Origin of the sequence: Exiguobacterium sp. KRL4, assembly GCF_001870785.1 — a bacterium.
Classification (GTDB): domain Bacteria; phylum Bacillota; class Bacilli; order Exiguobacteriales; family Exiguobacteriaceae; genus Exiguobacterium_A.
Map to the genome: position 1 here is coordinate 42,051 of NZ_MOLV01000020.1, position 19,046 is coordinate 61,096.

19 protein-coding genes are annotated in these 19,046 nt (G+C 49.4%); 13 read left to right on the forward strand and 6 right to left on the reverse strand.

Features of this window, described 5'->3' with window-relative positions:
• The first annotated feature begins 18 nt into the window (after positions 1 to 18).
• The 10 genes from BLD48_RS12370 to BLD48_RS12415 all read left to right on the forward strand — a co-directional run bounded on the left by BLD48_RS12370 (position 19) and on the right by BLD48_RS12415 (position 11,822).
• Positions 19 to 1,218: a hypothetical protein gene (locus BLD48_RS12370; RefSeq protein ID WP_071500474.1), complete on the forward strand. Its 1,200-nt coding sequence runs from the start codon at positions 19 to 21 to the stop codon at positions 1,216 to 1,218.
• Between the two features lie 389 nt (positions 1,219 to 1,607).
• Positions 1,608 to 2,480: an SDR family NAD(P)-dependent oxidoreductase gene (locus tag BLD48_RS12375; RefSeq protein WP_071500475.1), complete on the forward strand. Its 873-nt coding sequence runs from the start codon at positions 1,608 to 1,610 to the stop codon at positions 2,478 to 2,480.
• 229 nt (positions 2,481 to 2,709) lie between these two features.
• A complete protein-coding gene (locus BLD48_RS12380) occupies positions 2,710 to 3,207 on the forward strand; it encodes a GNAT family N-acetyltransferase (protein WP_071500476.1) in 498 nt (165 codons plus the stop codon).
• 61 nt (positions 3,208 to 3,268) lie between these two features.
• Positions 3,269 to 4,318 carry an oxidoreductase gene (locus BLD48_RS12385; protein ID WP_071500477.1) on the forward strand — a complete coding sequence of 350 codons (1,050 nt, stop codon included), beginning with the start codon at positions 3,269 to 3,271 and terminating at the stop codon, positions 4,316 to 4,318.
• 175 nt (positions 4,319 to 4,493) lie between these two features.
• A complete protein-coding gene (locus BLD48_RS12390) occupies positions 4,494 to 5,573 on the forward strand; it encodes an SH3 domain-containing protein (protein WP_071500478.1) in 1,080 nt (359 codons plus the stop codon).
• Between the two features lie 154 nt (positions 5,574 to 5,727).
• Positions 5,728 to 7,386 carry a DUF2339 domain-containing protein gene (locus BLD48_RS12395; RefSeq protein WP_071500479.1) on the forward strand — a complete coding sequence of 553 codons (1,659 nt, stop codon included), beginning with the start codon at positions 5,728 to 5,730 and terminating at the stop codon, positions 7,384 to 7,386.
• A 136-nt stretch (positions 7,387 to 7,522) separates the two neighbouring features.
• Positions 7,523 to 8,359, forward strand: coding sequence for an iron uptake system protein EfeO (gene efeO, locus BLD48_RS12400; RefSeq protein ID WP_071500480.1), 837 nt, complete (start codon positions 7,523 to 7,525; stop codon positions 8,357 to 8,359).
• Between the two features lie 2 nt (positions 8,360 to 8,361).
• Positions 8,362 to 9,603, forward strand: coding sequence for an iron uptake transporter deferrochelatase/peroxidase subunit (efeB, locus tag BLD48_RS12405; protein WP_071500481.1), 1,242 nt, complete (start codon positions 8,362 to 8,364; stop codon positions 9,601 to 9,603).
• Positions 9,587 to 11,266 (forward strand): FTR1 family iron permease, encoded by a 1,680-nt coding sequence (locus tag BLD48_RS12410; RefSeq protein WP_071500482.1) that lies wholly within the window; start codon positions 9,587 to 9,589, stop codon positions 11,264 to 11,266. Before efeB ends, BLD48_RS12410 begins: the two co-directional genes overlap by 17 nt.
• A gap of 94 nt (positions 11,267 to 11,360) precedes the next feature.
• On the forward strand, positions 11,361 to 11,822 hold the full coding sequence (locus tag BLD48_RS12415) for a YflT domain-containing protein (protein ID WP_026831440.1): 462 nt from the start codon (positions 11,361 to 11,363) through the stop codon (positions 11,820 to 11,822).
• Between the two features lie 38 nt (positions 11,823 to 11,860).
• Here the strand turns inward: BLD48_RS12415 and BLD48_RS12420 are convergent, their stop codons facing one another.
• The gene (locus BLD48_RS12420; RefSeq protein ID WP_071500483.1) at positions 11,861 to 12,187 is read right to left on the reverse strand and encodes a YolD-like family protein; all 327 of its coding nucleotides are present in this window, start codon (positions 12,185 to 12,187) and stop codon (positions 11,861 to 11,863) included.
• A 194-nt stretch (positions 12,188 to 12,381) separates the two neighbouring features.
• Here BLD48_RS12420 and BLD48_RS12425 point away from each other — a divergent pair, with 194 nt between their 5' ends.
• Entirely contained in the window at positions 12,382 to 13,050 is a 669-nt protein-coding gene (locus BLD48_RS12425) for a hypothetical protein (protein ID WP_071500484.1), read from the forward strand.
• Here the strand turns inward: BLD48_RS12425 and BLD48_RS12430 are convergent.
• Positions 13,047 to 13,892, reverse strand: a complete 846-nt coding sequence (locus BLD48_RS12430) for an alpha/beta fold hydrolase (RefSeq protein WP_071500485.1) — start codon at positions 13,890 to 13,892, stop codon at positions 13,047 to 13,049. The two genes, BLD48_RS12425 and BLD48_RS12430, sit on opposite strands and share 4 nt — an antisense overlap.
• A gap of 112 nt (positions 13,893 to 14,004) precedes the next feature.
• On the opposite strand from BLD48_RS12430, the gene BLD48_RS12435 reads away from it, so the two are divergent.
• Both BLD48_RS12435 and BLD48_RS12440 read left to right on the forward strand, forming a co-directional pair.
• Complete coding sequence (locus BLD48_RS12435; protein WP_071500486.1) at positions 14,005 to 15,012, forward strand: helix-turn-helix transcriptional regulator; 1,008 nt, start codon at positions 14,005 to 14,007, stop codon at positions 15,010 to 15,012.
• A gap of 157 nt (positions 15,013 to 15,169) precedes the next feature.
• Positions 15,170 to 15,496 (forward strand): hypothetical protein, encoded by a 327-nt coding sequence (locus tag BLD48_RS12440; RefSeq protein ID WP_071500487.1) that lies wholly within the window; start codon positions 15,170 to 15,172, stop codon positions 15,494 to 15,496.
• 224 nt (positions 15,497 to 15,720) lie between these two features.
• On the opposite strand, the gene BLD48_RS12445 is transcribed toward BLD48_RS12440, so the two are convergent.
• The 4 genes from BLD48_RS12445 to BLD48_RS12460 all read right to left on the reverse strand — a co-directional run bounded on the left by BLD48_RS12445 (position 15,721) and on the right by BLD48_RS12460 (position 19,040).
• Entirely contained in the window at positions 15,721 to 16,695 is a 975-nt protein-coding gene (locus BLD48_RS12445) for a hypothetical protein (RefSeq protein WP_071500488.1), read from the reverse strand.
• Positions 16,692 to 17,738 carry a DUF58 domain-containing protein gene (locus BLD48_RS12450; protein WP_071500489.1) on the reverse strand — a complete coding sequence of 349 codons (1,047 nt, stop codon included), beginning with the start codon at positions 17,736 to 17,738 and terminating at the stop codon, positions 16,692 to 16,694. The genes BLD48_RS12445 and BLD48_RS12450 overlap by 4 nt, the downstream gene beginning before the upstream one ends.
• 1 nt (position 17,739) lies before the next feature.
• The gene (locus BLD48_RS12455) at positions 17,740 to 18,648 is read right to left on the reverse strand and encodes an AAA family ATPase (RefSeq protein ID WP_071500490.1); all 909 of its coding nucleotides are present in this window, start codon (positions 18,646 to 18,648) and stop codon (positions 17,740 to 17,742) included.
• Positions 18,649 to 18,824: 176 nt separating this feature from the next.
• Positions 18,825 to 19,040, reverse strand: a complete 216-nt coding sequence (locus tag BLD48_RS12460; RefSeq protein WP_071500491.1) for a DUF3006 domain-containing protein — start codon at positions 19,038 to 19,040, stop codon at positions 18,825 to 18,827.
• Positions 19,041 to 19,046: the final 6 nt, after the last annotated feature.

A 19,046-nucleotide genomic window follows, 5' to 3' on the forward strand; every position in this document is an offset into this window, starting at 1 on the left:
CTACAAGGAGGGAATCAGATGGAGTTCACGCACTGGAAACGACGGTTGCAAGATCATTTTGAACAGATGGGGTTTGATTTACGGATCGAGCGACTCGCCATGCAAGATATCCTGAAGCTGGAGGCGACACATGGCGCCTTCTTATTTTTCCCGATCACCGTCCATTTATATGAACGAATGGGGTGGCAGATGATCGCAGTCGAATCGCATCATCCGCCAGAAGTCGACGATCTGTTTGCAGAAGCACAAGTCCAGTCCTTATTTCAGATGACGATGATGACGTTCGAAGAAGAGGAACGTGAGCTCATCTTAGGATTTTACAGCAACACCGGGCGGTACTTAACGGATCCGGCATCACCGACAGGACAGCTTGTACGTGTCATCGAAGAAGAGTGGAATGAAGGGGACGCCTTACGGATCAAAACGTTCGAGCCGTTTCCCGGTCTGTTCGTCGCTCCGTCCTTTGCCCATCAGACCTATGCGTTTGCGGCAGATGGTGACAAGTGGCAGGTCTTAGTCGGTCGGACAGGCCGTCCGGCAAGTGATTACCGGTTTGACGGTACGGTGTTAACCCCGCACCGCGTGCCGGAAGGGGAACTGTTCACCCGAATTCCGATTGTCGTTCCCCTCGAACGATTTGAGGAAATGAGAACACAACTGCAGCTGGAACAAACAGAAATTTTGACGTTTTTGGAACAGGCGATGAAAACGATTCGCGAGTTCGATCCATCGTTTGGCTTCGCTTGGCGGGGGACGGTAACGTTTTTCCATGGCGTGCCCGTCAATCCGTTTGCCCAACGCCTTTGGCTCGAAAATGGACAAAAACGATTCCGGATCATGCAACAAGGTTCGAGCCGAATCCTGGCCATTGGTGCGACGTCAGCAGAAGCGATCCATTCACTTGATCAGGCCGTCGGAGTCGGTGAACCGGAGGGGACACCTGTCAGTTCCGTCGGTCAGTTCATCTTAGGGATTTGGAAACAATTCGAATCGGATGAAGCGACGTATATGACGGATGTTGACTGCGAGGGGATTTCTCGGCAACAAGTCGAAAATCGAATCCGGCACAGTCTTGCCCGGCGTGAACCAATTGAGTGGCTTACCCAAACGCAAAACAGCAATGATGTCTGTCAGTTTGCCGGGTTAACATTTACGTTTCCGCACCGACCACCCGGAATCGTCCATATCAAACGGGCAGAAGATGTCTCGTCAAGCTAAACTGTAAAACGGATACCGTAACGGGTGTCCGTTTTCTTGTGGTTTATACCCCAAGCGAAGCCATCAGCTGTCGGATTGTTTAGGTGTCAAAATCAATAACGGATCGCCGCCGATCAGCCGGGTCTGACCACGCGGCGTCAGGATGGTATCGTCTCTGATGACGGCGACGACCACGAATCCTGTGGCATCTCAATCTCTTGAAGTGTTTTTCCGTCCCTTCGTTCACATGCACTCACTTCCTTTTTGGAAAGTTGTCTTTTTCTTAGTATCCGTCATTCTTTTGAAGCACTTCAGGAAAAAGAATTTGCCGGAATATGTGTATAAATCCGTAAAAAAAGGAAAACAGATAGCACATGGTTTGATTGATCCGAAAAGAGGAGGCACTTTACATGAATATTTGTGTGGTCACAGGAGCAAACTCCGGTATGGGGATGGTGACGATTCAAGCACTACTGGAACGAGGGGACCGCGTCATCGCGACGGTCCGTTCGGAGAAAAAGGCGACTTTGCTTGTTCAATTATTACGGGAACACGCTGTCTCCCACACGAATCTTGAAGTCGAAATCGTTCAACTGGACCAACTCGATTCCGTCCGGCAGTTCGCAGATTTATTGTATGATCGGATCGGCCGGATCGACCGGTTGATCTTAAACGCAGGAATCATGGTCCCACCGTATCACGTGACACAGGACGGGTTCGAATCGCAGTTCCAAGTCAATTATCTCAGTCACTTTTATTTGATTGAACGGCTGTTGCCTTTGATTGAACAAGGACATGATCCCCGCGTCATCTCGATTTCCTCGCTTGCAGGAGAAGGGGGCTTGATCCGGACGGACATCGAACTGGAAGCGATCGCACATGTCAAAAAGGAACAATACAACCCGATGCGGTCTTACCGGGAATCCAAACTGTTACAGATGGTCCACATGCGTGAGCTGGCCGAGCAGTACGGAAATCGTGCAACATTCGTCAGTGTCCATCCAGGTATCGTCAATACGGACTTGTTCTACCGGGGGAAATATGGAAAAATATTGAAAACGGTCTTAAAACCCATTGCGCAGGTCGGTTACTGGACGGGGAAACTGTACACGCCGGAATATGGTGCAAAGACTGCACTGTATCTTGCGACGACGGATGATTCGTTAGAAAACGGGGGGTATTACGCCGACTCGGCACCACGGCTCAGTAACCCGGTCGTGGAAGACGAGACCTATCGCAAACAGACCCGTGACCTGTCTAAACAGTGGGTCGGTTTGACGTAAACCAAAAAAATCTACCGACTCGTGGGAAGTCGGTAGATGCATAGTGTGCAGACTGGGGGTCTGATCACCCTTTGACTATACGATATGCAGCTATATAATTTTAAAATATGAAAAAAATCACAAACTGTTGCGTTTTTGTGATTTTTTGGGTCGTTTTGTGCAAATCGGTTTTCTTCTTGTGTCACGTTCGTTAGGATGAAAGAGAATTTTCAATCACAGGAGGAAAACAATGATTCGACAAGCTACCGTAGAAGACGTCCAACAAATCGCAACGTTACTGAAGGAAAAGGCTGAATTGCTGAAGGAACGGGGAAGTCGGCAATGGTCTGCGTATCTTGAAGCGGATTTGTCGGCACTCGTGCAGCGCGATTTAGCCGCCGGAAGACTGTTTGTATTTGAGCAAAACACGGAATTGATGGGTTCCGTTGCTCTATTGCCCTCACACGAATGGGATCAAAGGTTATGGGATGATCCGGAAGGGTTATACATCCACCGGCTCGTCGTCCGTGATGCTGCCAAAGGACGTGGCGTCGGAAAACAACTGTTGCGACACGTCCTTGCCGTGGCGACAGCAGAAGAGGAGCGACTGCGTCTGGATTGTCTGGCGTCAAACGAATTTTTGAATGCGTATTATGCTTCGTTTGGATTTACCGCCAAAGGAATCCGTGACGGTTTTTCGACATATGAGCATGAGCAGCTTGCTGTCTCGGATGAAAGGGTTATTTAGATAAGACAAGTGATAGATGCTTTGGTATGGTTAGAGAAAGAATTATTCGAGGAGTGATCAGATGCGACTTCAGATTGGTTTTATCGGTTTCGGAAAAAGTACGACCCGTTATCATCTGCCTTATGTCATGATCGAGGACAACTTTGACGTGACTTGGATCTATAATAGAACACCAAAACCAGACTTAGAAACAACCTATGCCAAGAAAATTCCTGGCGTTCAGTTTACGACAGATCTTGATCGAATGCTAAAAGACCAAGATTTGCAAGTCGTCGTCATCAATACACCCCCGGCGACGCATTTCACCTATGCCCTACGAGCGTTACAGCACGGAAAACATGTCCTTGTCGAAAAACCGTTTACGGTGACGGAACAGGAAACGATTCAATTGTTTGAAGTGGCGCATCAACAGGGTGTGAAATTGTTGGCGTACCAAAATCGCCGTTTTGATAGCGATTTTCAGGTCATCGAACAAGTCATCCGTTCAGGGAAGCTTGGTCGACTCGTCGAGGTCGTTTCCCATTTTGACCTCTATCGACCCGAAGCCGTTCCGGCGATTGCGCAAAAAGAAAATGGAGCACTGTATGGTCTTGGGGTGCATACGATTGATCAGATCGTCGCATTGTTCGGGAAACCGGATCGTGTCGGCTATGACATTCGAACGGTTCGCTTGTCGGGGAACCCAGACGATGCCTTTGCGCTTGATTTTTATTATCCCGACTTGAAAGTCAGTGTCCGGACGAGTCACGTCGCTTTAGCCGGTGCACCACGTTGGATGGTCCACGGGACGAATGGAACGTTCATCAAGCAGCATATTGATCGGCAAGAACTTGATCTCAAAGCCAATTATTTCCCTGGAGAAGAAGGATTTGGAGAAGACTCGGAAGATGATTACGGCCGTTTGTTGTACCATGATCGGCATGGTCACTTGCAGGATGTCCGCATTCCAAGTCCAGTCGGGGATTACGGCAAACTGTACCGTGCCTTTTACGACAGCATCGTAAACGAGGCCCCATTGCCGGTTTCGGAAGAAGAAACAAAACTGGTCGCTCATTTGATGGAACAAGGATTTTCGCACCCGTCTCCGTTTATTCTGGAGATTAGAAAATGATTTTTTTTCGATATCAATATAATTACATCTCAGCAATCTGTCTATACAGAGCTGAGATTTTTTGTTATAAAGGAAAAGATATCACAATTTTTCAGAATTTTCTTATGAAATATTGATTATTATTTCAAAAAGATGGGAAAAAATGTGTATACTAATAAAAACAAGGGGGTTCATCATGAAAAAAATCATTACGTCCTTCATCATCGCGGGTGTGCTGATCGGCTTATTCAGTCCATCACTCATCGCAGAAGCCGCCACGAAGTTGACGGTGACGACGGATGTCTTGCGTGTTCGTGAAAAACCATCGACGACAAGCAAGATTCTTGGAAACATCACGAAAGGTGCCGTCTACACGTCAAACGGAACATCTGGCAGTTGGTACAAAATCAGCTATAAATCAACAACCGGATACATACACAAAGATTATGTCCGGACATCGACGACGTCGAAATATACGTCGACGGGAACACGGTATACGACCGTCGGGACGCTGAACGTCAGAACCGGTCCAAGCACGACATCAAAAACGGTTACACAACTGAATAAAGGCGTCAAAGTGGCTTCGTACGGAACAAGCGGCAGCTGGACACGTATTTTATACAATGGCAGCTACCGCTATGTATCGACACAGTATTTGACGAAAACCGCTCCGAGCAGTTCGACGAAACAATTAAACGTGCCGTATTACAACCAGTACACATTGGGATATCCGTCTGGTTGCGAGTTCGTTTCCTTGAAAATGGCACTCGAATACAAGAAACAAGCAGTCTCTGCCTCTTCTTTATATAATCAAATGCCAAAAAGCATGAAAAACGCGACTTACAAAAACGGAAAGTATTACTGGGCAGATCCGGAAAAAATGTTCACGGGAAATCCTGCCGGAACACTGGATTACTACAAAAACTGGGGAATCTACCCAAAAGGGATCTTACCTTTAGCGAAAAAATATCGCAGTGGTGCAGCTGACATCTCAAAACAAGGCGTCAGCAAGATTGAAAGTGAAATCCGCAGCGGGAACCCCGTCATCGTTTGGGCGACGGTTGATTTCAAAAACCCATACGGCTACTTCTCATGGATCAAGCCAGACGGTAAAACATTTACCGGTTACCGGAACTACCATGTCATGTTAGTGACGGGTGTCTCGAGCAGTGCGTTTACTGTGTCGGATCCATACCGTGGCAAATACACGGTCAGCCGTTCACAATTTACATCGGTCTACAACACGACAGGACAATATGCGTTATCCGTCCGTTGATCCATCAACAGGCGCGACCACCGGCGAAGCGGTATGCTTCGCCGGTTTTTTCATTGGACATCGACGTTACAGATTTTTCGAAAATGGGAATCGGTTAAAAATGGTGTAAAATAATGACAAGGTTTCAATTCCTCTTGAAAGGACCGGTGAGAAGATGGATGAAACACGTTTGGAACAGCTCGAACAAGAAGTTGAACGATTAAAGGCACGTCTCGATCAGTTGGAACAACGATCAGCGGCCGTCCCTGAACCCGCTTCATCCGTCACCCGTCCGAAAGTCCGACCCGCGTTCGTTAAAAAAGGACGGTCGACGGCCGTTCAGCCAAAGCGGACACGAGACGAGTGGGAGCAACTGTTGGCGACGGTCTGGTTACCACGGATTGGTGCGATTTTTGCCGCAATCGGAGCAATATTTCTCTTTTCCTATGCGTCACTCGCTGGATGGATCAGTCCCGCAGTCCGGGTCGGAAGCGGTCTCGTGGTCGGCTTACTTGTCATGGCATTAGGTGAGTTTCAGTACGAGAAGAAACGGCGGGAACTTGGAATCGGACTTGTCACGACCGGAACGATCGTGTCGTTGTCGGCCTTGTTCGCCGGGATGGCACTGTATGCCTTTTATCCACCACTCCTTGCCTTTTTCCTCGAACTGATTGTCCTTGCCATCGCCTATGGACTGATGCTGTGGATGCGTTCGAGCGCTTTATTGATCCTTGTATCGATTACGGGATTTTTATTACCTTTTCTGCAATTATCCGACGAACCGAATGTATTTTTATTTTTAGTTTATGAAGTGGTGTTGTTTACGGCCTTATTTATAGCGGTCGTGCGATTAGAAGCGGTTAAAGCCTATCCCTTTTCGGCGGGAATGTTGTTCCTTGCGCTGTTGTTTAGTTGCATCACCGTCAGCGTAGAAGTACGCCCGGTGCTGGACGAAATCAGTTTAGTTTGTGCCGCACTCATCGCCTACCTCGGAACGGCCTATGTCGGACGTCGTCTTACCCTTTCCAAAAATTATCCAAGTTGGCTTGCTGGCCTATTCGTCCTGATCAGTCTGTATGTTGTCGAATGGCCGTTCGGCTATGGTTTGTCGCTTATCTTTGCGGCTGTCGCCTATGTGGTCGCCAACCGGACGAAGGATGCCTGGCAAAACGGAGTGGGGCATCTCGCCCTATTGTTTACGATTCATCAGCTGCCTGTGACAGCAGACAGCCTGTCCGATCAATTCCGTTCCATCTTGTATGCCCTTGTCGTGATTGGACTCTGGTTCGTCAAACGTCAGCAAGTGCCATATCAACGATGGATCGGAATCGCCGTCTATCTTCTCTTCCTTCTCAAGACACTGGCCGATTACGAAGTCGACCCATGGAATGGCCAATCGTATGCCGTGATGGTCTCCGGTCTTGTTTTGGCGACGGCTGGATTGGTTTATCTCCTCGTCCGGACGCATCGGGAGCCGGAATGGACAAAGTATTGGAAAATCGTGTTGACATGTGCAGCCGCAGGGGTCTTCATCACCTACACGTTACTCGTGATGGAATTGCCGTTTTATGCGAACCTCGATCAGACCGACCGGAGTACGACCTTGTCCGTCGCCTACATCCTGCTTGCGTTTGTCCTGGTTGCGATCGGCCGCGTCCGGACATCTGCTGCCTGGCGTTTGTCCGGACTGTTGTTGTTATCCGTCAGTGCGCTCAAACTGCTTTTATTCGATTTATCGTTTTTGTCCTTGATTCAAAAAGCTTTTGTCTTCATCGGTTTTGGAATCGTCGCCTTCATCATTTCGCGAACCTACTTCAAGAAACGTCCATCTTGATTGAAATCAAAATCTTCGCCTGTGACCATGTCTGGTTTGCTGGCGAAGATTTTTTTATTTAAAAAATATTGATAACGATTATCATTATCGACTATACTGTGTAATGAACTTACTTAATTATCAGGGGGAACTACTTGTGACACATAAAAAAACACTCGCCATTGGCCTATTATCCTTAACAGCGTTACTCGCTGCTTGTAACGAACAACCGACGAAGACGGCATCATCCGCGACAAAGACGAAGGCAGAACCGTTTGAGCAAGTCGTCGCCGATTACCGGACGTATGCGATCGCTGAACTCGATCAGTTCACGGAAAAAACAAAAGCTTTTACGACAGCGGTCAAAGACGGGGATGTCGAACAGGCAAAAGCACTGTATGCACCGGCACGGATGCATTATGAACGGGCGGAACCGATCGCAGAAGTATTCGGAGATCTTGATCCGAAAATCGATGCACGAGAAGGAGACGTCAAGGCATCGGAGTGGGGCGGGTACCACCGGATCGAGCAAGGTCTGTTCGAAAAAGGGACAACAAAAGGATACGAAGCCTATGCCGACCAATTGATGAAAGATGTCCATCTCCTGCGAGCAAAAGTCGAGACGGTCGAGGTGACACCGGAACTGCTCGTCACGGGGGCAACCGACTTGCTGAACGAAGTGTCGACGTCAAAGGTCACGGGGGAAGAAGACCGGTATTCGCATACCGACTTGTATGACTTCGCAGCGAACGTCCAAGGGGCAGAAAAGATTTATCAACTGCTCAACCCGTCCTTAACGAAACAAGATGAAGCTCTTTCAAAGGAAATTGCTGCCCGTTTCAAGGATGTCAATGCCTTACTGGAAGCAAAAAAGAAGGGTGACGGGTATGTCCTTTATACCGAATTATCCAAAGCAGATGTCAAACAATTGAGTCAAGCCATCAACGAGCTAGCAGAACCACTCTCGAAGATGGGCATCGTATTGGAGGGATAAGGATGACGCGGACTGGTTTAGAGGAAGGTGTTACCCGGCGTGACGTTCTGAAAGTCGCGGGGTTAACAGGGATTGGCGCGGCGCTCTATGCAAGCGGGATCGAACGGTTTTTACCACGCGCCTTGACGGCACAGGCGACGGATCAGGTCCCCTTCTACGGGAAGTATCAGGCAGGGATCCTGACGCCTGTTCAGAATCATGTCCAGGTGGTGGCCTTTGATATCCAAACGACACGGCGTGATGAACTGATCGATCTGTTGCAGCGTTGGACACGGGCCTGTGCCCGGCTGACGGCTGGATTGTCGCTTGGCGAGTCAGACAGCCTATACGTCCCGCCGGAAGACACAGGAGAAGCGGACGGTCTTTCAGCGAGCCATCTGACCTTTACGTTTGGATGCGGAATCAGTTTGTTTGCAGACAACCGGTTCGGAATCGCTCATAAACGGCCGGACGCTTTACGTGAATTGCCCGTGTTTGATTTGGATCAACTCAATGAGCGGTGGTCCGGCGGTGATTTGGTCGTGCAGATTTGTGCCGATGACCAACAAGTCGTCTTTCATGCGTTACGGAACTTGACCCGGATCGGTCGGGGTGTCGTCAAGATTCGCTGGACCCAAGCCGGATTCCAACGTTCAAAAGCAGCGGATGCGACAGGTGGTACCCCACGGAATCTGTTTGGATTTAAGGACGGGACAGGTAATCCGGATCTGTCTCAAGCAACGGTTCGAGACAAACACTTGTTTTACCAATGGCGGGATGGATCACCTTGGCTGACAAACGGCAGTTTTCTTGTCGTCCGCCGGGTTCAGATGCATCTCGAAGTCTGGGATCGGACGATTTTAAAGGAACAGGAACGGACTTTCGGACGGGAACGGTCGTCTGGTGCACCGCTCGGCTCAAAAAAAGAGTTTGACTCCGTCACACCGAAACAACGTACGGCACACGGAGAAGCTCAACTACCCAGTGATTCGCATACGGCGGTCGCTCACGGGACAGGCCAAGAACACCTGTTGCGGCGTTCCTATTCCTATCAGGCGGGCATCAATGAGACGACCGGCGCGCTGGATGCCGGTTTGTTATTTCTTTCGTTCCAACGTTCACCGGAACAGTTCATCACGATTCAGAAACGGCTTGCGACGTCGGATCGGCTGAACGAATATATCACGCATCGTGGCAGTGCCTTGTTTGCCTGTTTCGGTGGGATTCAAAAAGGAGGGTATATCGGTGATGCGTTATTTGCTTAACTTTCTGATCGTGTTGCTCTGTTTATCGAGTACGATGCCGCTTGTCCATGCGGATACGAAAACGGATGACTTGTATGTGTCAATCGGTCAGGCACTGGCTGCGGTCAATGCAAAAGACCGTTCCGCTCTCGATACGTCGATCGCGACGCTTGCGAAACAAGTCGAACAACTGGCTCCCTCTGCCGAAAAAACGACGATCGAGCAACAACTGGCTCCTTTACGACGGGAACGGTCCTTCACGGCCACGGGACAAGCGTTGACAAAGGTGTCGACGGCAGTCCGGACCTTGGAAGAAACCGGACAACCGAAAGCCGATCCGGCAGCCGAGCAACGCTTGCGTGATTTGTTCAACTGGACGGAACGTTTACGGGAAGCGACGACGGAAGCGGAACGGAATCAGCTTCAGTCGGAACTGCTTGCTGCCTGGACGGACCGTGAAGTCGTCGTCCGCGAAAAGAGTATCGGGCATTACGGACAAGTCGAGATGGGACTTTCCGCTATCCGGATTGCTTTAGCGCGCGGGACCGTTGAACAAACGGAACTGAATGCGGCCCTTGAGCAGTTCGATACGAGCATCCGCTCCTTTTTAAAAGGGGATCCGGTGAAAGCAACGAAAAAAACCGGACTGACGGAATTAACAGCACTGTTAGAACAAGCGGATCAAGAGCTTGGCGCACAGGACATCCCGGCTGCGAAACAGATGTTAACGACGTTCATCGAACGCTGGCCAAGTGGGGAAGGGGAAGTCCGGACCCGGAGTAGTGCACTCTATGCGACGATCGAAACGGACATCCCGGTGATCGTGTCACGCCTGAGTGAGGAGACGAGTGTCCCAGCTCAAAAACAACTGCGTCAGATCATCGCTTCTTTACAGGTGTTGGAACAGAAAACGACCTATTCCTTTGTCGACGCGATGTTCGTCATGCTGCGGGAAGGGTTGGAAGCGTTACTGATCATCAGTGCCCTCGTCGCCTTTACGAGAAAAGCAAAGCTGAACGGAGAACGCTTAATTTGGAGCGGTGCCGTGTTTGGTTTACTGGCAAGCGGGGCACTCGCGATCATCATCCAACACTTCTTTTCGACGGCACTTGCCGGCATCGGTCGCGAGCAAATTGAAGGCTGGACCGGACTGGTCGCTGTCTTGATGATGCTGATCGTCGGTTCATGGTTACATTCGAAGACGGTCGTCACCTCTCGTCAAAGCCAGTTGGCGACGAGCCTCGCAGGTCGGTCGTTGTTCGCCGTCAGTTTTTTGACGATTTTCCGCGAAGGGGCCGAGACTCTTCTGTTTTATGTCGGAATGGCACCGGCGATGACAGCCGTTTCCCTGGCGAGTGGCATCCTCTTAGCCATCGGATTGATTGCTCTGGTTTCTGTCGCCGTAATTTATCTCGGTGTCCGTCTCCCGATTAATCGACTGTTCCTGGTAGCAACCTGCCTGATTTATATCATGGCCTTTAAAATCCTGGGGGCAAGCGTACATGCCTTACAATTGACGGGAATCGTCCCGATGCATGTCGTCACGTTCTTGCCATCAGTTCCGTGGATCGGTTTTTATCCGACCTATGAGACGATGATTCCGCAGATCGGATTGTGTCTCATCATCGGTTTGACCGTCTTTTGGAAACGCCAGGCATCAACCCGGTTACCGAAGGCGGTCTGAAGCGTTTTTCAGATTCATGTTTTATTCATTATGTTTCGGGAATAACTTTATATCGAGAGTAGACAGTCGGCTCGCATGAAGGAGAGGAAACAACATGATTGAAACACGAATCGTACGTAACATGACGGCCGTTGATGCAGAAGTGACGAGCTTGAAATCAAGCGGTTATTCGAATAAACAAATTTACATTTTTGCAAAAGACGAAGAGTTAGCGGAACGGATTGCGAATGACACCCAGACGCTTGCCTACCGCGTGACGAAAAAATCATTTTTCGAGACCTTGATGTCGACCGTCCGGAGTAACCGGAAAGACCGGATCGCCCAGTTATCGGAACTCGGGATGACAAAAGATGTCGCGGAAGATCTGGAAGAGGAAGTCCGTCATGGTCGCATCGTCATCGTCGGTTCGAAGTCGGACTTGCTCAACCCGGCATTCGCTGCCTCTTACGTGACGGATGAAGCAACGGATTACGGGGCAGGTGTTCCGAAGCTTGAAGAAGAAGAAACGACGACGACGCTTCCGGCGGATCAAAACGTGAAATTGAATAAAAAATGATTAGAAAACTGGAGGATGCATGATGCGTCCTCCGGTTTTTACTTGTTTATTCGGATGTCGAACAATTCCTCAAAACGAATTTTTTGAGGTAAGCCCGTTGATGTCTGTACTTCCACCATCTCACGTTGATGCAACAAGGCAGAAATGGTTCCGGTCAAGACGGCGGACTTCCCATGGCGTACATACTCGATCGTCATGTATTGTCCACTACGGATTGCTTCTTCTAATGTTTTCCACAAGGTGATTTTTTGAAAGGGGAGGGATGGAGCCGACTCTCTTTTGTACAGATGTTCCAACTGCGAAATATGATCTCGCGTCGTTCGTTGCCGCCATTTTCGGACTGTTCTTTTCTTCGACTGTAACACGGTCGCGCCACCTCCGATGGAATCGTCGTCTACTAAAGCGTTGCTCCAAAAATATTCCCTGTTTGATTTGGGAATAAACACCTTTCTTGTGAAAGAAAATGCAGTGGGACGAACAGGATGATCCGAGTGGTTTTGAATGTGTCATTTGCGGAAAAAGACTAGAAGTACGCCAGGAACAGAGGAGGAAATGTCTGATGGAACGAAGTACATTAATCGCACTTGAAAAACATATATATGCCATTCACGTCGAGTTGGATGGTCTTGCCCGCATAATCACGAAACAACTGTTGCATCTGAGTCAAGTCGCAGGGTCGGTCGAACACTTTCGTCGCATGAGCTTTGACCTCTATAAAAAACGCGAAACCTTGGACCGGATTTCTCCCCAAACGTTGTATGAGACGGCACTCGACTATGAAGATTTTCTGGACGAAGAATTTGACGATGTCCCCGCATCGTGGGCACTGTCACAAGATGAATCGGAAGCCCTGGATCAATTATGGTGGTTCGAATTTTTCCGGATTCAAGCCGAGATGGAAGACTGGTTAAGTTTATACCTGATTCGCCGGATTCGCGAGGACATTCGGTATGTCCCCCCGGTCATTGAAAAAAATGCCTATGCCCTCTCAGATGATGCCCGACAAGTCTTTTGGCGTCTGTTGCAACGCTCTGTCGCGAAACCCTCTTCCAAAATCAAGGCGAACCAGCTGTCTTGCCGGATGGGAATCGCCGAGATTGCGCGTTACGCACGTTTTAACTTGGAGCGGACACGCCTAGCCATCGAGGAACTGACGGCGCGCGGCATCATCTCGATCGAAGAAGAGGATGAAAAGTTGAAGCTTCGTGTCCGCTTACAAGTGATTTAATGATTTAAGGAAATGAACCGTTCGATCATCCGTTCATCCCGACGAGCAGATGGTCCGATCCAAATCAAATGCCCCGGACTTTTGGACTCTATAAATTGGGCATGGGCAATCGCACGACGTGCATAAAGAGCGTGTTCAAACGGAACGGCCCGATCGGATTTCGAATGGACGATCAAGACAGGGCACGTGACGGCCTGCAAGGTTTGACGATTGATGTGTTGGGTCAAATCAAACAGGACACCACGACCGGGACCGTTTTGAAGTCCGACTTGATACAACAGTTCTTGATCGGTCCCGTTCAATCGGCTTCTTATATCGTCACGTTGGAGCAGGCTGGTCATCTCGACCATCCGGACGGACGCCTCCTCAGGGAATTTGACCAACTTGTCCTTCACGTAGTTCCACAATAACCACTGGACGAGTTGCAGGGGACGCTGGAGTGCCGGCTGAATGAGCCAAGTCTGGTATGGAAGTGAGATTTGATGTGTCATCGCACAGGCCAGGACGAGGGAGCGGACGGCGGTGTTGTTACTCGCCAGCACGATTGCTGTCGGTCCTCCAGCCGAGATGCCGTAAACGGTGTAACGGGTGATCTGACGTGACGCCATCCAGCCCCGATAAAACGTAGCCAGTTCTGTGGGAGACGCCGCTAATTGGAGCGGCGTTTTTCCATATCCGGGTCGGGACGGAACGATGACGCGATAACCCGCCTCAATCAATCGTTCGACGTGATAGACTTCCCGGTAATCGGACTGTGTTCCATGAATCAGCAGGATGACGGGACCCGTCCCGCTATCGCGGTAATCAAATTGTTGGTCGTTCCAATCGGCAATCTGTCGCATCCAAATTCTCCTATCTCTTAAATATTTCCAAATTATTGTTAATATTGTTTTCTAGTTGAGGTATAATCCAATTATAATCAAACATCTTAGAGATAGGAAATGAGGATGCCCCGTGCCAAATGAAAAATTATCCAATCGTGACCGGTTATTGGCGGTTCGAGACATTTTTGAACAACACTCGGACGAAGAAAAGACACTGACCTTAGAAGAATTGAGTACGGAATTATCGAAGCGGGGACTAATCGAGAAATTATCCCGGAAATCTTTGAAAGAAGATATCGCCGCTCTCGCGAAGTCTGGATTCGACATCGTTGCAGAAGAGACTAAAAATGGATTGGCGATTCCGTACCACCTTGTCAGTCGTCCGTTTGAGTACCATCATCTCCGCCTGCTCGTCGACGCGATCGCCAGTGCCAAGTTCATTTCCGAAAGTGAGACGGAGACGCTCGTCCGGAACATCCACTCCTTGACGAGTAGACGTCTGGCAGAAACGTTGAAACCCGTCATCCATACGGTCAAGAAACCAAAAGGTGTGATTCCGTTTTCGATTGATACGATTCAAAAAGCCGTCATCGAACAGGATATCATCCGTTTTCAGTATCAGGGGAAGTTCAACGAACGGACACGGAAGTTTGAGCTGCGTAAAGACGGCGATTATTATTTCGTGACCCCGGCCCATCTGATTGTCGACAATGGGAACTACTATTTGATTGGCCGCGATGAACGGGTCGATCAGATTCGGACGTACCGGGTCGACCGGATCGTCAACTGCAGTGTGTTTGAACCTGCCCAGACACCGGTCGAGGTGGAACCGACTTACTTAAGCAGCATGTTCAATATGTATGGAGGCGAACAGGAACAATTGACGCTGAAGTTCCATGAACGTGTCATGCCGACCGTGGTGGATCGTTTCGGGACAGACATTCGTTGTCGTCGCCTCGAAGACGACTGGTTCGAAGTAAAGGTCAGTGCGCTGTTCTCGCAAGGATTCATGATGTGGTTGATTCAGTTCGCAGAACAAGCGGAAATCCTTGAACCAGTTGCCTGTCGGGAAGCGTTCAAGAACAAAGTCTTGGAACTGGCGAAAGTCTACCAGGCACCTGCCGCCGTCAATGGATGAAAGCACGAAAACGTTTGATACGATGAAAAGAGGTCCTGCTCGAGCGGGGAAAGATCTCTTTTTGTCGTTTTTTGTCGTATATTCATATTTGAATATTTTTAGCGTGTTTTTCCGACTACCATTAAGGATATCTTATTCTTCTCGTAGGAGGGACCTCATGCAACATATGGAAAAACCAAGGATGGGAAGCGTGATTGCGGGGGTATCTTACCTCTTCTTTATCTGTCTATCCTATACATCTTGGTATCTATTATCGATTTTTGCCTTTAATTTCATTTTTAGTGAAGAATTATTAATGTCAATGGATCTTGTCGTGTTCGGCTTCAGTCCGTTGTTTGCGTTAGGGATCACAATGTTTTCATTGAAGCTGCTCAAACGTCACAGCCGACCAAAATTCGCACCGTACATACTGATCGTGTATAGCATCTCGACGAGTGTGTTGATTTATTATTCCGTTCTGTACTCGATCCTACCTCGTATTTAACGATGCTTGCATGGTCTCGTCTTTTGGAATATGCTACGTGTATAGTATTAGCATGCATTGGAGGAGGGATACGATGAATACACAGTATATCCTGGACTGGATGCCACTTGTGCTTCCGGTCGCTGCCATCGTCTTTATTGTCATCATTGCGCGAAAAGCGTCCAAGATTGATTCCAAATAAAAACAAGAAGGTGTTCCTTTATGGGGAGCACCTTCTTGTTTGTTTAGCGTTCGATTTGTTCACGGACGTATTTTCGAAACAGTTGAAGATCGTAAGCTGGTTCACTGCGGCTGAATTCAATACCGTCAAGAAGCCGCGCATGATGCATCGCTTCAGGAAACTCGATCCGGGTCAGCCACTCGACGGTTGTTTCATCGTGACGGCGCGGAAAAGCCTGTTCAAGTTGCGAGGCGATTTTCAGGAGCGGATGCTGACTGTGTTTTTTGACAGGAGCCGGTTGCTTCGTCACCGTCATGCGGACGACCGGTTCTGCTTCCGTCGTGATGACTTGTCGTTTCCGAATTAAATAGAAGGTGATACCGACGGCGAGAATCGCTAGGATAATCCCTGCCATGTTCAGATAAAACAGCGTGTCGGAACTCATGCTGGTCGCCTTTAGACTTTCCTGCGGAGCAATGTTGGCTACTTCGGTCGCGTTTTTCGCCGTCTTTTGATCAATCCGTTCTGCGAGCGGCAACGTCCAGGTAAAGAGAGCGCCGAACGCCTCAAGTGCCGGACGGGTCATGTTCGCAACAGAACCAAACAGAGCTTCTTTAAGCAATCGAATCAAGATGACAAGGACGAGACTGCCCCCGAGAAACAACGAGACATTCGCAAGGATTCGGCGCCATTCTACGAGATGTTGTCTTAAGAATGGAATTGCCCATAACAGACCCAGCAGAAGATAGGTGCCTAGCGGCGGAGAAAGCCCGGGGAACAACAGGCATAGCCCGGTCAGTCCCGTCGCACTGATGGCAAACTTGTAAGGATGATCGACGGTCTCGAGCCAGGCACCGAGGGCAATGGCAAGTAACAGCCAAATACTGATCAGCGGAGAGACGAAAAGAAACGCAACGGCCGCAACCAGTTGCAATCCGATCCGGATGTTGCGCGCCGGGATCGCTGCGAGCAATGGAAAAGTCAGAATGATGAGTGGTGCTTGCAGGAGACTGATGATAAGAATCCACCAGAGAATCATGCGCTCACCTCCTTATGGCGGTGTCCAAGATGAATTTCCGCGGTCGTCGAGGGAACAGTCCGTTGGAGACGTTTCGTGAAATAACGGCGTTCGAGCGGCAGATCGTATTCAGAAATCCGGGCGAGACATTCCATCGTCCGCAAAAATTGTTCCTTCCCTTTTCCCGAGGGCACGTGATACCACTGACCCTCCCGGTTGACCATCGAAATCCATAAACTGTACGATGCCCCTTGTTTTTCAAGTTCCCGGATAATCGTCGCAGCACGCGAGAGTAATTTTTCGAAATCACCGCGTAAAGCCAAACCGTCCGCGGACAGCCCGTCGATGATGACGGCATAATCATGATTACGCATCCGGTCATACTGATAAGAATACAGTTCCCCCGTCTTAGCATAGGCAGACCAGTAAATGGTTTTGGCGTCACCTGCATAAGGGACGACGGAATGAAAACTCGAGCGGTCGGTAAACGGGCTCGACCGATCAATCGTCTCACCCGGAATCTGGCGTTCGTTCCATTCGACCGATGCCGGCGCGAAATCAGGGAAGACATGCCCAAGTTGTTGGATCGGTAACGTCAAGTACAACGTCATCAGATGAAACGGATCGGAGATCATGATATCAAACGACTGGATGCGAATCGTCCCCCGTTTGGCTGCCGTGACGTCAATTTGAAACGGCACGCTGGCCTGACGCGGTACATAGACATGTTGCCGCCAAAACTGACTGCTGGCGTCTTCGATCCGGACTTGTTCTCCGAGGAGACCGGATACCGTCACTTTGCCGAGGGAAAACCGTGTCGGATTATGAATTTCGAACGGGATGACAAGCGTATCGTCCCGGAAAGCCCGGACCGTTTCGACGAGCCGGACGCTCAGACGTTCACCGAGGTACTCGAGATACTTCGGTAAGAGATAACCATATAACGTGTAGGCGACGAGCAGTGTCGCAAGCAGGATCGAACCGTACAGTGTACAGATGCCGGCTGCGACGGCAATCCAAAATAAAATCATCGGATGAAAGGACTTCGGTGTGATCAATTGCATGTTACACCTCGGTCGGAACAGTCAACGACTCTAAAATCTGTTGGACCAAGCGACCGTTCGTCATCTTCAATGTCGCTTCGAGTGTCAGGACAAGCCGGTGGGCAAGCAGCGGATTGGCCAGTTGCTTAATGTCTTCCGGAGTAACATACGTCCGGTCATGCATCCACGCACGTGCTTTTGCCGCTTTAAGAAGCGCAAGCGTCGCCCGGGGACTTGGACCGATTTCGACGTCCCGGTGCGCCCGTAAGGCATCACAGACGTCAAGAAGGTAATCTTCAACGGTCTCCTCAATCGTTACGGAAAAAACTTTCTCCTTCCACGTGTTGAGTTGTTCAAGCGGGATTTGGAGTGACATAGGTTGCAGATGCGCACCTTGCAGCAAGGCTTTTTCGACCTGTCGATCGAGCGGAGCAAACGACAGTTTGAACAAAAAGCGGTCGAGTTGCGCATGGGGGAGGGGAAATGTTCCCTGACCGTCAAACGGGTTTTGGGTCGCGATGACTAGAAAGTGTTGCGGTAACGTATAGGAGGTGTCTCCGATCGTGACCTGTGCTTCACCCATTGCTTCGAGTAAGGCGGACTGTGTCCGCGGCGTCGTCCGGTTAATTTCATCGACAAGGACAATGTTCGCAAAGAGGGGGCCGAACCGTTGTTCGAACGAACCTGTCAACGGATTGAACAATTCCATTCCGAGCAGGTCGGTTGGTAACGTATCGGCTGTGCATTGGACACGCGAAAACTTCGCATCCAGTGTGTTAGCGAGTGACTTGGCAAGGGTCGTTTTCCCTGTTCCGGGCCGATCTTCCAGCAGGACATGACCTTCTGACAATAAACCAATCAAAAGATGATCTATGACATGTTCTTGTCCGAGAACGGACTGTTTTAAGCTTGTTCGTAATTGTTGGAACATGGATAAATCCTCCTTTTTATTTCGTATTCTTAAAGTTTACGAAAATTCAGATAAAATCGCCAGTAATTTAAGTCGTTTTTTAAATAATTTCCATTTCCTGATTGGTGCAAGCAAAATCAACCGAATTCATCACATCAAAACGCCCCTGACGACGGAAACCGTCAGGGGCGTTCGAATCAATCTTCAAATAGTTCATCCATCAACCGGTCAACTTCCTGACGGCGTCTATCGGTCTCATCCCGTAGAATCCGAATCGAACGGCCGCGCCATTCGAGCCAGTCCCCAATCGTTGCCTCCTGCGGTAACCGCATACGGTGTACTTGAATCGTTTCACGGGTTTCGGTCTCACAAATCGCGTATTCTCCGTCGAATTCCGTGACGGTCATCTTCATAGCGAA

Bases quoted from the DNA above. Each gene is read 5' to 3' on its own strand.
- BLD48_RS12375 (WP_071500475.1), top strand. From the start codon at position 1,608: ATGAATATTTGTGTGGTCACAGGAGCAAACTCCGGTATGGGGATGGTG.
- BLD48_RS12440 (WP_071500487.1), top strand. From the start codon at position 15,170: ATGCAACATATGGAAAAACCAAGGATGGGAAGCGTGATTGCGGGGGTA.
- BLD48_RS12370 (WP_071500474.1), top strand. From the start codon at position 19: ATGGAGTTCACGCACTGGAAACGACGGTTGCAAGATCATTTTGAACAG.
- BLD48_RS12395 (WP_071500479.1), top strand. From the start codon at position 5,728: ATGGATGAAACACGTTTGGAACAGCTCGAACAAGAAGTTGAACGATTA.
- BLD48_RS12430 (WP_071500485.1), bottom strand. From the start codon at position 13,892: ATGCGACAGATTGCCGATTGGAACGACCAACAATTTGATTACCGCGAT.
- BLD48_RS12390 (WP_071500478.1), top strand. From the start codon at position 4,494: ATGAAAAAAATCATTACGTCCTTCATCATCGCGGGTGTGCTGATCGGC.
- BLD48_RS12385 (WP_071500477.1), top strand. From the start codon at position 3,269: ATGCGACTTCAGATTGGTTTTATCGGTTTCGGAAAAAGTACGACCCGT.
- BLD48_RS12415 (WP_026831440.1), top strand. From the start codon at position 11,361: ATGATTGAAACACGAATCGTACGTAACATGACGGCCGTTGATGCAGAA.
- efeB (WP_071500481.1), top strand. From the start codon at position 8,362: ATGACGCGGACTGGTTTAGAGGAAGGTGTTACCCGGCGTGACGTTCTG.
- BLD48_RS12410 (WP_071500482.1), top strand. From the start codon at position 9,587: ATGCGTTATTTGCTTAACTTTCTGATCGTGTTGCTCTGTTTATCGAGT.
- BLD48_RS12455 (WP_071500490.1), bottom strand. From the start codon at position 18,648: ATGTTCCAACAATTACGAACAAGCTTAAAACAGTCCGTTCTCGGACAA.
- BLD48_RS12425 (WP_071500484.1), top strand. From the start codon at position 12,382: ATGGAACGAAGTACATTAATCGCACTTGAAAAACATATATATGCCATT.
- BLD48_RS12445 (WP_071500488.1), bottom strand. From the start codon at position 16,695: ATGATTCTCTGGTGGATTCTTATCATCAGTCTCCTGCAAGCACCACTC.
- BLD48_RS12450 (WP_071500489.1), bottom strand. From the start codon at position 17,738: ATGCAATTGATCACACCGAAGTCCTTTCATCCGATGATTTTATTTTGG.
- BLD48_RS12380 (WP_071500476.1), top strand. From the start codon at position 2,710: ATGATTCGACAAGCTACCGTAGAAGACGTCCAACAAATCGCAACGTTA.
- BLD48_RS12460 (WP_071500491.1), bottom strand. From the start codon at position 19,040: ATGAAGATGACCGTCACGGAATTCGACGGAGAATACGCGATTTGTGAG.